Source organism: Salininema proteolyticum (genome assembly GCF_042685645.1).
GTDB classification, from domain to species: Bacteria; Actinomycetota; Actinomycetes; order Mycobacteriales; family Micromonosporaceae; genus Salininema; species Salininema proteolyticum.
Window position 1 is genome coordinate 3,015,602 of record NZ_JBHUNX010000001.1, and the last position, 14,465, is coordinate 3,030,066.

Sequence of the window (14,465 nt, forward strand, 5' to 3'; positions counted from 1 at the left end):
GGAACGGCCGAGAGATACTCGGTATCCTGGCGGAAATACCATTCGTTAGGACACTAGATGACTGCTGTAGTTGAGATAGCCGGTCTTCGCAAGACCTATCGCAGCCTGCGGAAGGGAACCCACCACGCGCTGGACGGACTCGATCTCGAGGTCCGCCAGGGCGAGGTGCACGGTTTCCTCGGCCCCAACGGCTGCGGCAAGACCACCACCCTTCGGGCCCTCCTCGGACTCATCTCCGTCGACGGCGGTTCCATGTCCCTGTTCGGGCAGAAGGTCCCCCAGCGGCTCCCCTCGGTCATCGGCCGGGTCGGCGCCGTCGTCGAATCCCCCCAGTTCTTCAAGAACCACACGGGGCGGACGACCCTCCGCCTCCTGGCCAAGAGCGTCGGCCTCCCCCGCGGGCGCGTCGACGAGGCCCTCGAGCGCGTCGGCCTCTCCACCGTGGCCGACCGGTCGGTCAAGGGCTATTCGCTGGGCATGAGGCAGCGCCTCGCCGTGGCCCAGGCCCTGTTGAAGAAGCCGGAGCTGCTCGTGCTGGACGAGCCGGCCAACGGCCTGGACCCCGCGGGAATCCACGAGATGCGCGAACTGCTCCAAACCCTGGCCCACGACGAGGGCATCACCGTCGTGGTCTCCTCGCACCTCCTCAGCGAGGTGCAGCAATTGGCCGACACCATGACGATCGTGAGCGCCGGCAAGCGGATCGTGGCCGGCCCCGTCGACGAGATCATCGCCAGCCACTCCGGGTCTAGCCTGCGCGTGAGGGTCTCCGACGAGGATCGTTCCCGGGCCGCCGAGGCCATCGAGAGCCTGCCGCCGGCGTCGGTGTCGTCCAACGGCGACGGGAGCCTCATCGTCGCGGGCGTCGACGACCCCGCGGAGGTGACCCGTGCCCTTGCCGCCCAGAAGATCTACCTGACCCACCTGTCGGCCGAGTCGAAGAACCTGGAGGCGGTGTTCCTGGAACTGACGGGAACCGGCTCCGACGACGTCCTCCAAGTCGGGGAGACCACCGCCCCCGCCGCCCGAACCGCCCCAGAGGAGGTGGCGCAGTGAGACTCTTCCGCGCCGAGATTTCCCGAGTGCTCCGACGCCGCCTTACCTGGATCCTCGCCATAGGCGCGTTCGCCGTGCCGCTGGTCGTCGCCGTCATGCTGAGCATGGAGAGCCGCACCGAGGCGACCGACGCCGAGAGGGCCCAGGCCGAGCAGGAGTGGCAGCGGCTGCAGGACGACGTAGAGAAGTGCAAGGAGGACCCGGAGGCCTTCTTCATCGACTGGGGCTACCCGGAGGAGCACGCCTCCGATATGACCGAGTCGGAGTGCGAAATGGAGCTCTCCTGGGCCAACGGGCCCGAGGACTTCCTGTACGTCTACACCTTCGACCTGTCCGAGGAGGGGCGCTTGCTGATCGCGAACATCTCCCTCGTGGGCGCGCTGGCCGCGATGGTCCTCGCCGCCAGCGCCATCGGTGCCGAGTGGTCGTCGGGCGGCATGTCGAACCTGCTGCTGTGGCACCCGAACCGCTGGAAGGTTTACGCGGCCAAGTGCGCCGCGGCCGTGGGCCTCAGCGCGGTCTACATGGCGGCCTACACGGCCGCGGTGTTCGGGATCTTCTACCTGGTCGCCGAGCTCCGAGGCACCATGGGCGAGATGGACTCCGCATGGTGGAGCGACATGAACGGGACCCTGGTGCGGACGGCCGTGCTCGGCGTCTTCGCCGCCCTCGTGGGGGCCACGTTCACCTTCCTCGGCAAGCACACGGCGCTCACCGGCGGGGTCGTCATCGGAGGCCTGGTGCTCAGCAATATCGCCGGGCCGATCATCACTGCCATCACCAATCCCACGTACCCCGACCTGCTGTCGCCGAGCTACTGGCTCGACGCCTGGTCCTATGGGGAGACGGAGCTGTGGCCCGCCAACGGCACCATCGAGTCAATGAACGGCACGGAACCGGAGAAGTACCTGCTGACCTGGGACATGATCGGCATCGGCATGCTGATCGTCGCCCTCGTGCTGGTCGTCCTGTCCTCGTGGAGCTTCCGCAGGCGCGACATCGCTTAACGGCCGCAGGGCCTTTGCCTGAGAGGCGGGCGGCGAACCCTGAGTGGGTTCGCCGCCCGCCTCTCTGCGTCAGGAGGTCTCGGCGAAGAACTCCTTGGCGCGGGCCATGGGCTCGACGCGCTCGCGGATCTTCCCGGAGGCTCCGGCCGTTCCCAGCAGGAGGCCCTTCCAGTTCATCTCGGTGAAGTCCGCAGTGAGGCGCAGTTTCTCCCGCAGGGGTTCGGCGTGCGTGTGGTCTTTGACCCCCATGGCGGTGACGCCCCACAGGTTGCGGCCCTTGATCCGCTCGGTGAACTCGAGCCCGGGCACGAGGAACCACTTGTCCCAGTACTCCAGGTACGCCTGGGTGTGCGAGGTGACCCCGTACCAGTACAGCGGGGAGGCGACGACGAGGTCGGTGGCGGAGAGGGTCGCGTCGAGGAGCTTCCGCTCCGTTCCCTCGGGGAGCGCCGGGGGTTCGCCCTCGCTCTTGTCCTCGAACGGCGGGAGGTTGTGGTCCAGCAGGCGGATCCACTCCTGTTCGACGTCCGAGGGCAGTTGGGCGGCGGCCTCCTCGGCGAGGATCTCGGTGTTGCCGCCGCGGCGTCCGCTGCCCAGCAGGAACACGAACTTGCGGTTGGCGTCGGCCATGGATGCTCTCCTTGGAATCGATGTAGGGTGTGCACGGATTCCAAGGCCCCCAACGGGTTCGTTATTCCACCGCTTCCCGTCTCGTGGGATGGGGGTTGCGGTTCAGCTCTCGAAGAGCTGGTCCCCCACGGTGTCCAGCGCGGAGCGGATCGCGCCGCGCAGGACGGTCTCCTCGTTGACGGATCCGGCCACCACGTCCGGGTTCACCGGGGCGATGCGCGCCGTCTGGGCGGCCACGCGCTCGGCCAGCCCGTCTCCCCCGGCGTAGCCCAGGGGGCCGCCGAGGACCACGACCTCGGGGTCGAGCATGACGCAGGCGGCGGCGACACCGTAGGCGATACGGCGGGCGACCTCGTCGAGGAACCGGCCTCCGGCCTCCCCGGCGGCCTCGGCCGCGGCGAAGATCTCGGCGGGGTCGCCCCCCTCGACGCCGTACTCGCCGGCGAGGCCCTCGAGGACCTCGCCTCCGATGACGCGCTGGTAGGAACCTTTGGAACGGCGGGCGGACACGCCGTTGTTGTCGGGGACCTCGCCGCCGGGCACGGGGAGGAAGCCCATCTCGCCGGCGGCGCCGGTGCGGCCGCGGTAGAGCTGTCCGCCCAGGATGACGCCGAGGCCGATTCCCTCGCCGTACCAGGTGTAGAGGAAGTCCTCGCTGCCGGCGGCGACCCCGAAGCGCTGCTCGGCGATCGTGGCGAGGTTGACGTCGTTCTCGATGACGACGTCGGCCTTGAACTCCTTGTTGAGGGCGGGGAGGAGGCCGCGGTGCCAGGCGGGCAGGTCCCAGGAGAATCCGACGTCGCCGCTGGCGGGGTCGATGACGCCGGGGGTGCCCAGGAGGATGCGGCTGATCTTGCCCATGTCGAGGCCGGCGTCACGGACCGCCTCGGTGACGACGCTGCGGACCGTCTCGACCGGGTCGGAGTCCCCTTCGGCGAAGGCCTCCGCGCGTCCGACGATCCGGCCGGTGAAGTCGGCGCAGGCGCCCTGCACGTGGTCGCGGCCCACCTCGACTCCGACGACGTAGGTGTAGCTGGAGACGGGGGCGTAGAGCGCCGCGTTAGGCCCGCGGCCGCCGGAGCGGGTTCCGATCACCTCGACAAGACCGCGCCGCTGCAGCCTCTCGACTATCTGAGAGGCGGTCACCTTGGACATATTGGTGTGCTCGGCGAGCTGGGCCCTGGTCTGCGGCCCTTTTTCCATGAGCAATTTCATCGCGGCCTGGTCATTGAGGACGCGCAGAAGTTTCGGCACGCCCGGGGTGCGTTTCTCCGCCATTGGCTAGCTCCTATGTGGCACGGTCCTGAATCCAAGGGGGCACGGCCAGGAATTCGTGAATTTCAATTAGATTCTCATTTGCCTGCAATTATTCGAAACGAGATCAAGCCTCGTCACTGTCCGATGTTAACCCAGCTCGACGCGCCTGACGAATGGGACCCGCCCCGTGCGTCGTTCTGAGCGAAAATCAGAGGGAGCGCGCAAGAGCGCGCTCCCTCATGCATTATTCCCCGTTCTCTCCCACTCACCGGACCGGGTCCGGGCGGCGGGTGACGGCCTTGCCTTGGCCTGCTGCGGGAACCGGTCCGGCCGGTCGGCCGCGCCCGCGACCCCGGCCGGAGCCGCGGCGGCGCCTCCTCAGGCGCCCGTCTCGATCAGCGAGCGGATCTGCCGCAGCACCACCGAGAGCACCGCGAGCTTCTCGTCGGAGTGCTCGGCCTCCGCCGCGCCCTGCCGGATCCGGTCCATCGTGGTGCCCAGACCCTCGGCCCACTCGGCCACTGCCCCTTCCGCGTCGCGTCCGTTCAAGTTGGACTCGATGGTGGCCGTCAGGGCCGAGAGGGCCCCGTACAGGTCGTAGCGCAGCGCCCCGCGGGCCAGAGACTGCCAGCGGTTCTTGCGAGGCAGGGCCGAGATCTGGTTGAGGATCGCGTCGGCGCCGATGGCCGCGGCGATGTGGTAGTAGACCTTGGCCGTGCGGGCCGGGTCCACCTCCAGCGCTCGCGAGACGTCGGCGACGTCGACCAGCCCGAAACCGTAGACCGGCGAGGAGACCTCGGCGGCCAGGTCCTCGTCGATGCCCTTGGCCGTCAGCTGGGCCTTGAACTCCTCGAAGCCCTCGGCCTCCGAACCGACCAGGTACCGGCCCAGATTCGGCAGCAGCGCGCGGACGGCCGGGACGAGGCGCTCGCGCTCGGTCTCGACGCTCAGCGGCGAACGGCGGTGCTGGACGAGCCAGCGGACACCCCGGTCCAGCGAGCGGCGCAGGACCAGCAGCGAGGACACCTGCGCCTCCTGCGGGACCTCGTTGTCGAGCTCCTCGATGCGCCGCCACAGGCGCGGCAGGTTGAACGCGTCGCGGATGACGAGGTAGGCGCGGACCACGTCGACGATGCTCGCCCCGGTCTCGTCGGAGATCCGGTAGAGGAAGGTCGTGCCGCAGCGGTTGACGCACTCGTTGACCACGGCGGTCGTGACGATCTCGCGGCGCAGCGGGTGGGACTCCATCAGGTCGCGGTACGACTCCTGCAGCGGCGCCGGGAAGTAGTCGTGCAGGACCTGCTCGGTCCAGGCCTCGTCGGGCAGCGCGGAGGCGCCGACGACGCGCTTGGCGTGGATCTTGACGTAGGACAGCAGGACGGAGAACTCCGGCTCGGTCAGCCCGCGTCCGGACGCCAGGCGGGCCTTGATCTGCTTGTCGTCGGGAAGACCCTCGATCTCGCGGTCCAGCCCGGCCTCGCGCTCCAGGTACTTCATCAGTCGCGAGTGGACCGGCAGGAGGCGCGGCCCCTGGACGGAGGCCGAGGCCAGGGCCAGGTTCTGGAGGTAGTTGTCCACCAGGACCATGTCGGCGACCGTGTCGGACATGTCCATGAAGAGCGTGTCGCGCTCCTCCGGCTCGATCCGGCCCTGCATCATGGCGGTGCGCAGCAGGATCTTGATGTTGACCTCGTGGTCCGAGGTGTCCACGCCCGCCGAGTTGTCGATGAAGTCGGTGTTGACGCGCCCGCCCTTCGCGGCGAACTCGATGCGGCCCAGCTGGGTGAGGCCCAGGTTGCCGCCCTCGCCGACGACCGTGCAGCGCAGGTCCTCACCATTGACGCGGACGGGGTCGTTGGCCTTGTCCCCCGCGTCGGCGTGCGTCTCCGACCAGCCCTTCACGTAGGTGCCGATGCCGCCGTTCCACAGCAGGTCGACCGGGGCGGTCAGGATCGCCTTGATCAGTTCCGGCGGGGACATCTCGGTGACGTCCTCCGGCAGGCCCAGCGCCTCGCGCACCTGCGGGCTGACCGGGATCGACTTGGCCGAGCGCTCCCACACGCCGCCGCCCTCGGAGATGAGCGACCGGTCGTAATCGGCCCACGTGGAGCGCGGCATCTCGAACAGGCGATTGCGCTCGGCGAAGGAGGAGGCCGCCTCCGGGTTCGGGTCGATGAAGATGTGCATGTGGTTGAACGCCGCGACCAGGCGGATGTGCTCGGACAGCAGCATGCCGTTGCCGAAGACGTCGCCGCCCATGTCGCCGATGCCGACCACCGTGAAGTCCGTGGACTGCGTGTCGATGCCCATCCCGGCCTGGCGGCCGGGATGGGAAGCGCCTTCGGCGCTTTCCATGCCTCGGCTCTGCTTCAGACTTCCTCGGCTGACGCCTCGGAAGTGCCTCTTGACCGACTCCCAGGCGCCGCGGGCGGTGATGCCCATCTTCTTGTGGTCGTAGCCGACCGATCCGCCCGAGGCGAAGGCGTCGCCCAGCCAGAAGCCGTACTCGGCCGAGATGGCGTTGGCGATGTCGGAGAACGTCGCCGTCCCCTTGTCGGCCGCCACCACGAGGTACGGGTCGTCGCCGTCGTGCCGCACGACCTCGCGCGCCGGGATCACGTTGCCGTCGACGTCGCGGTTGTCGGTGATGTCCAGCAGCGAGGAGATGAACTGGCGGTAGCGTGCGACGCCCTCCTCCTGGAAAGCCGCGCGGTCGGGGAAGGAGGTGCGCTTGAGGACGAAGCCGCCCTTGGCACCCACCGGCGTGATGACGGTGTTCTTGACCTCCTGCGCCTTGACCAGGCCGAGGATCTCGGTGCGGAAGTCCTCGCGGCGGTCCGACCAGCGCAGGCCGCCTCGCGCCACGCCGCCGTAGCGCATGTGGACGCCCTCGAAGTGCGGCGAGTAGACGAAGACCTCGAACACCGGCCGGGGCTTGGGCAGGAAGTCGATGGAGCGCGCGTCGAACTTGAACGCGATGTTCTCCTTCGGCCGCCCGCCCTCTCCGCGCTGGTAGTAGGTGGTGCGCAGCATGTGCGTGATGAGCGTCTGGAACGCCCGCAGAATGCGGTCGGCGTCCAGGCTCGGCACGGCCTCCAGGCCCTCGGCGAGCTTCTCCTCGATGCGCAGGACCGCGTTGGCCCTGTCGTCGCCCACGCCCGGCTGGAAGCGGGCCTCGAAGAGCTTGACGAGTCCGGCGGTGAGGTCCGGGTAGGCCTTCAGGGTGTCGGCGATGAACTCCGCGGTGTAGACGAAACCGGCCTGGCGCAGGTACTTCGACAGCGCGCGCAGGATGACGACCTGGCGCCACGTCAGCCCGGCGACGAGGACCAGCTCGTCGAGGCGGTCGGACTCGGTCTCACCGGTCCACGCGGCGCGGAAGGCGTTCTCGAAGCGGCTGCGCGCCTCGGGGACATAGTCCTTCATGCCCTCGGGAAGGCGGATCGAGAAGTCGTGCAGCCACAGCGCCTGCCCGGCCCGGTCGATCTCGTAGGGGTGCTCGGCCTCCACGTCCACGCCCAGGCACCGCATGACCGGCAGCGCCTTCGAAATGGAGATGGACTGCTCCGCCGAGTAGACCTTGAAGTGGACGTCGTCGTCGTTGCCGCGGGCCCGGTACATCTGCAGCTCGAGGTCGCCGCGCTCGTGCAGCATCTCGAGGGTGGCGATGTCCTTGACCGCGTCCAGGACCGAGTGGTCGGCCTTGTAGCCGGCGGGGAAGCCCTCCGAGTAGGTGTGGAACAGGTGGCGGGCCTGACCCTCGCCGATCGCGTGGTCGAGCTGGAAGGCAAGGTCGGCGTCCCAGGAGCGGGTCGCGTCGGCCAGTTCGGCCTGCACGGCGTCGACGTCGATGGTGTCGGGGACGCGCGCGGGGTCGATGCGGATGATGAAGTGCAGCCGCGCCAGGGCCGCGTCGCCGAGGCGGACGTCGAAGTCGGCCCCCACGCCGCCGAGGCGGTCGGAGAGGATCCGGCCGATCTTCATCCTCGTGGCCGTGTTGAAGCGGTCCTTGGGGAGGTAGACGAGGCAGGAGACGAAGCGGTCGTAGGCGTCGCGGCGCATGAACAGGCGCAGGCGCCGGCGGCCGGCCAGGCGGAGCACGCCCATGGCGGTGTTGAAAAGGTCGTCGGTGCGGGCCTGGAAGAGCTCGTCGCGCGGGTAGGTCTCCAGCGCGGTGACGAGGTCCTTGCCCGAGTGCGAGGAGAGCGTGACGCCGGAGCGGGACAGCACATCCTCGACTTTGCGGCGGACCACGGGGAGCTCGGTGACGCTGGAGAGGTAGGCAGCCGAGGTGAACAGGCCCAGGAAGCGCAGCTCGCCGTCGGGGTTGCCGTCGGCGCCGAAGGTCTTGACGCCAATGTAGTCCATATAGGAATTGCGGTGAACTGTGGAGCGGGCGTTGGACTTGGTGATCACCAGCAGGCGCTTGGCGCTGATCTGCTCGCGCGCGCCGGGGGTGAAGTCGGCCAGCGGCTTGGGGGTTCCCTCCCGCTTGGACAGGAGCCCCAGTCCGGTCCCGGCGACTGGGGCCAGAACTTGGTCCTCGCCCTCGCCCTCCAGCTTGTACTGGCGGAACCCGAGGAAGGTGAAGCGGTCGTCGGCGAGCCAGCGCAGCAGGTCGATGGTGTCGGAGACGTCCTTCTCCGGGACTGCCATCCCGTCGCCGTCCTTCTCCAGGTCGGCGGCGATGGAGAGGGCCTTGTCGCGCATGGGCCTCCAGTCGCGGACGGTCACCTGGACGTCGGCCAGGACGGCCCGGATGTCCTCCTCCAGGCGGGCCTGCAGGGCCGGGTCCGTGACGCGCTGGAGCTCGATGTGCATCCAGGACTCCGCTTGGGATCCCTCACTCGAGGCGGGGACCTCGACGAGGTTGCCGGCACCGTCGCGCCGCACGGTGACGATGGGGTGCACGAAGACGTGGATGTCGAGGCCGTTGCGCCCGAACAGGCCCATGAGGGAGTCCACGAGGAAGGGGGAGTCGGCGCACACGATGTCGATGCGGGTGGCGGACTCCGCGTCGCTGGAGCCCTCCCCGCGGGAGCAGTCGAAGTCGATGAGGCATTCGCCCTCGGCGCGCTGCTTGGCGAGTTCGCTGTGGTGGAGGGTGATCTGGCGGATCTGGTCGGCCGAGCGGCCCACCAGGTCGTCGTCGGCGACCAGCCCCCAATAGAGGCGTATGAGTTCGGCTTGGTCCCCCGTCGCACCGGACGTCGCTTCACTGAGGAGTTCGTCCCGGTCGGGGAGTGTCTCTGGGAATTCTTCGTCACCGATAAACGACAGCACTGCACATCTCCAAATCGATTTCTGCCGACCACGTCGTTGTGGCTCTCCTCCAGGTTAAGACCCGCTTGCCGACCGCGCGTCCAGGGCCGGTGCGATTGGCCTCGATTACAGGAGGAGACATCAGGCACAATACTCCGCGACCCCGGCTCGGGTGCGTTCGCGGGTTCACCCGCCCGCGCCGGGCCGATCAGTTTCGAGCATGGGCGCGCACATTCGAGCGCCGGAACGCGGCATCGCGATTCGCCGCGCGCCTCACTCTTCCGAGGGGCGGACCGAAACCGGCCGAACAGGGCCCCGCCGCTGTGGGGCGCGCGGTTTCCGCAGGACCGCCGGGCCGGAGTGTGGCGGACCTGCCGTACAGTGAGGGGGAATTTGCCCTCGACCCGCCTTCCCGAAGGGGCCGTGATGGACGTTTTTCTGATCATCCTCCTCATCGCCGTGGCCGCCGGAGTGGCCTACTGGGTGTGGAAATCCGTGCAGGACAAGAAGAAGGCCGAATCGGCCCGCTTCGACGGGCCGCAGGACCCGTTCGCCGACGGCGACTCCGACATCCTCCGCGGCAACCCCATGAAGATCGCCGCCGGCGACATGGTGGAGCTCTACGGAAAGACCCTCGCCGTGCGCGGCACTCTGCGTCTCAAAGAGGGCGACTACACCTGGGCCGAGCACTTCCTCGACACCGGCACCGGAGTCAAGCGCTGGCTCTCGGTCGAAGCCGACCCCGACGTGGAGGTCGTCCTCTGGGACGCGATCCCGGTGGGCGACATGAACCCCGGCGCCAAGACCGTGGAGCACGACGGCGAGGTCTTCCACCTCGACGAGTCCGGCCGCGCCCGCTACACCTCCGAGGCCACCACCGGGCTCGCCTCCGACGGCACCCTCCGCTACCACGACTACGAGGGCCCGGACAACAAGGTCCTCAGCTTCGAGGCCTACGGCGAGGACGCCTCCTGGGAGGCGGGACTCGGACTCACCCTCGACCGCAACCAGATCACCATCTACCACCAGAGCCCCGACACGTGATCACCGAACTCGAGGTGCCCTACGCCGACGTCTCGGCGAAGCACCTCACCTTCAGACCCGACGCGCCGGCCCTGCCCGTCCTCGACGCCATGGAAGTGGCCCGGGGCGAGCTGGCGATGTCGCTGCGCCTCCTGGGCGCCAGCCACCAGGCCGTCATCACCACGCCCGACGGCGTCCTGGCCGAGACCCTCGCCTACCGCGACGACTGCGAGCCCGACCTGCCCGGCCGTTTCTCGCAGAGCGCCGGGCGCTGGCGGCACTCCTACCGGTGCGCCGTAGAGCGCCTGACCCTTCCCCAACTGCGGGACCGGGTCTCGGCGCTGCGCAAGCGCGCCGACCAGAGCCGCACGCTCGTCGGCGTCTTCGGCGAGGACCCCGACGCCGTCACCAGCCTCGAGGTCGTGGGCGAGGACTCCCTCTACTGGAGCACCGTCCACACCTATCCGCAGCACGGCGAGGTCGTGACCACCACCAGTAGCGTGGTCAGGGTACGGTGAACCCGCTCCCGGACGAAAACTAAGAGAAAGGCCGAGCCATGACCGACGACAGGGACCTGGAGGACCGCCCGAAAAGTCCTTCGGCCGTTACTTGGATCGTCATCGCCGTCATCGCGGCCCTGTGCATTTCGGTGGTCTTCGTGGCCTGCAACAACAAGGACGACGACCCCACCGACTACATCAGCGCGAACTACACGCGCGACGCCTCCAAGGACTCCTCCAACGGCGACGCCCGCGTGTACACGAGCTCGCGGTCGCCCAAGACCGTCGCCGACGACATCGACGACAACACCGACGAGCGCAGCGAGAAGAAGCGGGACGGCATATACTTCCTGCAGTACGACCGCCACATCGTCTCGGTCGAGTCCGAGGGTTCGGGATCCAAGATCCTGGTCTTCCCCTACCGCAAGGGCTCCACCTACTACGGCTCGTACTTCGGATTCTTCGGCTGGTCCTCCTCCCCTCCCGGCGGTAGCCGGTACCGGGGCGGCGGATCCGGCTTCGGCAAATAGCCCCACAGCCCGATATACCCACGAAAGGCAATGAATGTACGCCCAATTCGGTTCCCAGGTCCTCGGCGCGGCCGCCTACAGCCTCGCCGGCCTCTTCCTCATGGTCGTCGGATTCTGGATCGTCGACCTGCTCACGCCGGGTAAACTCGGCGAACTGATCTGGACGCACCGCAACCGCAACGCCGCTCTGCTGCTCGCCTCCAACATGTTCGGTGTCGGCATCATCGCCGTCGGGGCCATCTGGGCCTCCGAGGGCGACCTCGTGCAGGGACTGGTCTCCACCGCCGTCTTCGGCCTCGTCGGACTGGTCGTCATGGCCCTGTCCTTCCTCGTTCTGGACCTGCTCACGCCCGGGAAGCTCGGCGTGCTGGTCACCTCCGAGGAGATGCACCCGGCCGTATGGGTCAACGCCGCCGTCCACATCGCGCTGGGCGCCGTCATCGCCATGGCCCTCTCCTAAGACGCCACAACGGGCCCGCGGAACTGCCCTCCGCGGGCCCGTTCTCCATCTCACCAACGCTCCGCGCCGGCCCCGTCCGCGCGGACCCCCTGATAGATTTGGTCGCCATGCTCACCAGCACCCGCCGGACCCGTATCCTCCTGCTCGGAGTCACCTTCGTGGTCGCCGCCTGCGGCCTCGTCTACGAACTGGCCCTCATCTCCCTGGGCGCCTACCTCATCGGCAACACCGCCGCGCAGGCCTCCATCGTCCTCAGCGTCATGGTCTTCGCCATGGGCGTCGGAGCGCTCGCCGCCAAACCGCTCCAGAAGTGGCCCGCGCTGTCCTTCGCCATGGTCGAGCTCGCGCTCGCCCTCGTCGGCGGGCTCAGCGTCGTGGCGCTCTACGCCTCCTTCGCATGGCTGCACCTCTACACCTTCCCCCTGGTGGCCATCGCCTTCTTCATCGGCTTCCTCGTGGGAGCCGAGATCCCCCTTCTCATGGAGCTGCTGCAGCGCATCCGCAAGCAGGCCGCCGGTTCGGCCGTGGCCGACCTCAACGCGGCCGACTACCTCGGCGGGCTCATCGGCGGCCTGGCCTTCCCCTTCCTCCTGCTGCCCTTCTTCGGGCAGATCCGCGGGGCGGTCATCGTCGGGGCCGTGAACGCCGTGGCCGGGCTGATCCTCGTCGTGGTCGTCTTCCGCTCCGAGCTGGGCAAGGTCGCCAAGCGCGTCCTCTACTCCTTCAGCGTCCTCATCGCCCTGTCCCTGTCGGTGGTCTTCGCCTTCACCGCCCAGATCGAGGCATCGGCCCGGCAGGCCTTCTTCGCCGCCCCGATCGTCTACTCCGAGACCAGCCAGTACCAGGACATCATCCTCACTGAAGAGGCCTCTCCCTTCGGGGAGCGGGACTTCCGCATGTTCCTCAACGGCGACCTCCAGTTCTCCTCCGTGGACGAGTACCGCTACCACGAGGCGCTCGTCCACCCCGTCATGGACGGGCCTCGCTCCAACGTCCTCGTCCTCGGCGGCGGCGACGGGCTGGCCGTGCGCGAGATCCTCGAGTACCCCGACGTAGAGAAGGTGACCCTCGTCGACCTCGACCCCGCCGTCACCGAACTCGGGAAGACCTATCCTCGCCTGGTCGACCTCAACGAGGACGCCCTCAACGACCCGCGCGTGAACGTCGTCAACGGCGACGCCTTCACCTGGCTGCGGGACCAGACCGACGTCTGGGACGCCATCATCGTGGACATGCCCGACCCCGACTCCACCGAACTGGCCAAGCTCTACTCGGTGGAGTTCTACGGCATGGCCGGCCAGGCCCTCTCCCCCGACGGGCGCATGGTCGTCCAGTCCTCCTCGCCGTACTTCGCCCCCAAGTCGTACTGGACCGTCGCCTCCACCCTCGAAGAGGCCGGCTTCGCCCCCGCCTCGTACTGGGTCAGCGTGCCCACCTTCGGAGACTGGGGCTACCACGCGGTCGCGCCGGGCGGGAAGCCGGATCTCTCACTGGAGGACTCGGTCGAGGACTCCATGCGGTCGCTGAGCGAGGAGTCCCTGAGGGCCGCGCAGACCTTCCCCGTCGACCGTCAGCGGCAGGAGCTGCCGCCCAACACGCTGATGAACCCCGTCATCGTGGAGTACTCCCGCACGGAGTGGAAGCACTACTGATCGAAGGCCGCCACCAGGGTGTCCACGATGTCCTTGGCGTACTTGCCCTCCGGATCGTAGTCGGGGTCGAAGACCGTCAGGTCCATGCCGACGCACCGCGCGTCGGCAATGAGGGCCGAGATGAGGTGCCCCAACTCCCCCAGCGTGAGACCGCCGTTCATGGGGCCGTCTACCGCCGGCATGACGCTGGGGTCCAGCACGTCGACGTCCACGTGCAGCCAGTAGCTGGTGACGTTCCCGATGGCGTTGCGCGCCCAGTCGGCCGAGCGCCGCGTGCCGTCCGCCCGCACCTGCGGGGCCGTGCGGGAGGGGATCCCGCTGGCCTCCAGTTCGATCCGGTAGGGGTCGTCCGGGCGGATGCCGAGCAGCGTCACCGCGTCGTTCTCGACGTAGGGGCGCATTCCGTTGATGTCCGTGAGGTCGGGCTGGCCGCGGCCCGTTGCGAGCGCGAGTTCCTCCGCCGCGGCGGCGCCCACGAACTCCGAGTTTCCGGGGTGGCGGAAGTCCGAGTTGCCGTCCACGAAGATCAGTCCGCGGCGGGAGTCGTCCTTGGACGCGCGCCGCTTCTGCGCCAGAAGGGGTCCGAGGAGGACGGAGCAGTCGCCGCCGAGGACCATGGGGAAGTCGCGGACGCGCCAGATGCGCTCGACGCGGTCGGCGAGGGAGCGGGTGTACTGGGCGATCTCGGCGGCCTGGTCGACGCCGTCGCCGGGGCGCCAGTGGGAGGGGTCGTAGCGGGGCGGGGTGAGGCAGCCGGCGTCGACGGCGTTGAGCCGCTTCACCAGTTGCCGGTCCCTCAACGCCCCGGGGGCCTTGGCGCAGCCGGGGACGGTGTGGGCGGTGGGGGGCCGCAGGCCGAGGTTCGAGGGGGCGTCGAGCACGGCTATGCGTCTGGGTCGGTCCACTGGCCTACTCTTTCTCGGCAAGGGTCGTTCAGTACAGGGTGCCTATCCATCACCTTACTCCGTGGTCTCGGCGGCTTGGCCTCTTTGGCTCACCCGAGGCCCCTTCGAGGCGGTGTCGAGGTCCTTCTCCCTCTTGCGCATCACATACCGGGGATGCGCCTCCCGCGTGGCGGCCCACGCGAG

General features: G+C 68.6%; 11 protein-coding genes. 7 read left to right on the forward strand and 4 right to left on the reverse strand.

What is annotated here, in order from left to right:
- The first annotated feature begins 57 nt into the window (after positions 1 to 57).
- On the forward strand, positions 58 to 1,056 hold the full coding sequence (locus tag ACFTE1_RS13955; RefSeq protein WP_380622350.1) for an ATP-binding cassette domain-containing protein: 999 nt from the start codon (positions 58 to 60) through the stop codon (positions 1,054 to 1,056).
- On the forward strand, positions 1,053 to 2,063 hold the full coding sequence (locus ACFTE1_RS13960) for an ABC transporter permease subunit (protein ID WP_380622352.1): 1,011 nt from the start codon (positions 1,053 to 1,055) through the stop codon (positions 2,061 to 2,063). The genes ACFTE1_RS13955 and ACFTE1_RS13960 overlap by 4 nt, the downstream gene beginning before the upstream one ends.
- A gap of 69 nt (positions 2,064 to 2,132) precedes the next feature.
- Here the strand turns inward: ACFTE1_RS13960 and ACFTE1_RS13965 are convergent, their stop codons facing one another.
- From ACFTE1_RS13965 to ACFTE1_RS13975, 3 genes are all read right to left on the reverse strand, one after another.
- Positions 2,133 to 2,693 (reverse strand): flavodoxin family protein, encoded by a 561-nt coding sequence (locus ACFTE1_RS13965; RefSeq protein ID WP_380619404.1) that lies wholly within the window; start codon positions 2,691 to 2,693, stop codon positions 2,133 to 2,135.
- Positions 2,694 to 2,795: 102 nt separating this feature from the next.
- Complete coding sequence (locus tag ACFTE1_RS13970) at positions 2,796 to 3,971, reverse strand: ROK family transcriptional regulator (protein ID WP_380619402.1); 1,176 nt, start codon at positions 3,969 to 3,971, stop codon at positions 2,796 to 2,798.
- A gap of 357 nt (positions 3,972 to 4,328) precedes the next feature.
- Positions 4,329 to 9,233, reverse strand: a complete 4,905-nt coding sequence (locus ACFTE1_RS13975; protein ID WP_380619400.1) for an NAD-glutamate dehydrogenase — start codon at positions 9,231 to 9,233, stop codon at positions 4,329 to 4,331.
- A 405-nt stretch (positions 9,234 to 9,638) separates the two neighbouring features.
- On the opposite strand from ACFTE1_RS13975, the gene ACFTE1_RS13980 reads away from it, so the two are divergent.
- From ACFTE1_RS13980 to ACFTE1_RS14000, 5 genes are all read left to right on the forward strand, one after another.
- A complete protein-coding gene (locus ACFTE1_RS13980; protein WP_380619398.1) occupies positions 9,639 to 10,256 on the forward strand; it encodes a DUF4178 domain-containing protein in 618 nt (205 codons plus the stop codon).
- Positions 10,253 to 10,753, forward strand: a complete 501-nt coding sequence (locus ACFTE1_RS13985; protein ID WP_380619396.1) for a DUF2617 family protein — start codon at positions 10,253 to 10,255, stop codon at positions 10,751 to 10,753. The genes ACFTE1_RS13980 and ACFTE1_RS13985 overlap by 4 nt, the downstream gene beginning before the upstream one ends.
- Before the next feature lie 38 nt (positions 10,754 to 10,791).
- Positions 10,792 to 11,265: a DUF4247 domain-containing protein gene (locus ACFTE1_RS13990; RefSeq protein ID WP_380619394.1), complete on the forward strand. Its 474-nt coding sequence runs from the start codon at positions 10,792 to 10,794 to the stop codon at positions 11,263 to 11,265.
- Between the two features lie 34 nt (positions 11,266 to 11,299).
- Positions 11,300 to 11,725 (forward strand): DUF350 domain-containing protein, encoded by a 426-nt coding sequence (locus tag ACFTE1_RS13995; RefSeq protein ID WP_380619392.1) that lies wholly within the window; start codon positions 11,300 to 11,302, stop codon positions 11,723 to 11,725.
- A 107-nt stretch (positions 11,726 to 11,832) separates the two neighbouring features.
- Positions 11,833 to 13,377, forward strand: coding sequence for a polyamine aminopropyltransferase (locus ACFTE1_RS14000; protein ID WP_380619390.1), 1,545 nt, complete (start codon positions 11,833 to 11,835; stop codon positions 13,375 to 13,377).
- Here the strand turns inward: ACFTE1_RS14000 and ACFTE1_RS14005 are convergent.
- The gene (locus ACFTE1_RS14005) at positions 13,371 to 14,282 is read right to left on the reverse strand and encodes an arginase family protein (protein ID WP_380619388.1); all 912 of its coding nucleotides are present in this window, start codon (positions 14,280 to 14,282) and stop codon (positions 13,371 to 13,373) included. The two genes, ACFTE1_RS14000 and ACFTE1_RS14005, sit on opposite strands and share 7 nt — an antisense overlap.
- Positions 14,283 to 14,465 lie beyond the last annotated feature (183 nt).

Coding starts and splice junctions, on each gene's coding strand:
- ACFTE1_RS13970 (WP_380619402.1), bottom strand. CDS start 3,971: ATGGCGGAGAAACGCACCCCGGGCGTGCCGAAACTTCTGCGCGTCCTC.
- ACFTE1_RS13965 (WP_380619404.1), bottom strand. CDS start 2,693: ATGGCCGACGCCAACCGCAAGTTCGTGTTCCTGCTGGGCAGCGGACGC.
- ACFTE1_RS13990 (WP_380619394.1), top strand. CDS start 10,792: ATGACCGACGACAGGGACCTGGAGGACCGCCCGAAAAGTCCTTCGGCC.
- ACFTE1_RS13980 (WP_380619398.1), top strand. CDS start 9,639: ATGGACGTTTTTCTGATCATCCTCCTCATCGCCGTGGCCGCCGGAGTG.
- ACFTE1_RS13995 (WP_380619392.1), top strand. CDS start 11,300: ATGTACGCCCAATTCGGTTCCCAGGTCCTCGGCGCGGCCGCCTACAGC.
- ACFTE1_RS14000 (WP_380619390.1), top strand. CDS start 11,833: ATGCTCACCAGCACCCGCCGGACCCGTATCCTCCTGCTCGGAGTCACC.
- ACFTE1_RS13955 (WP_380622350.1), top strand. CDS start 58: ATGACTGCTGTAGTTGAGATAGCCGGTCTTCGCAAGACCTATCGCAGC.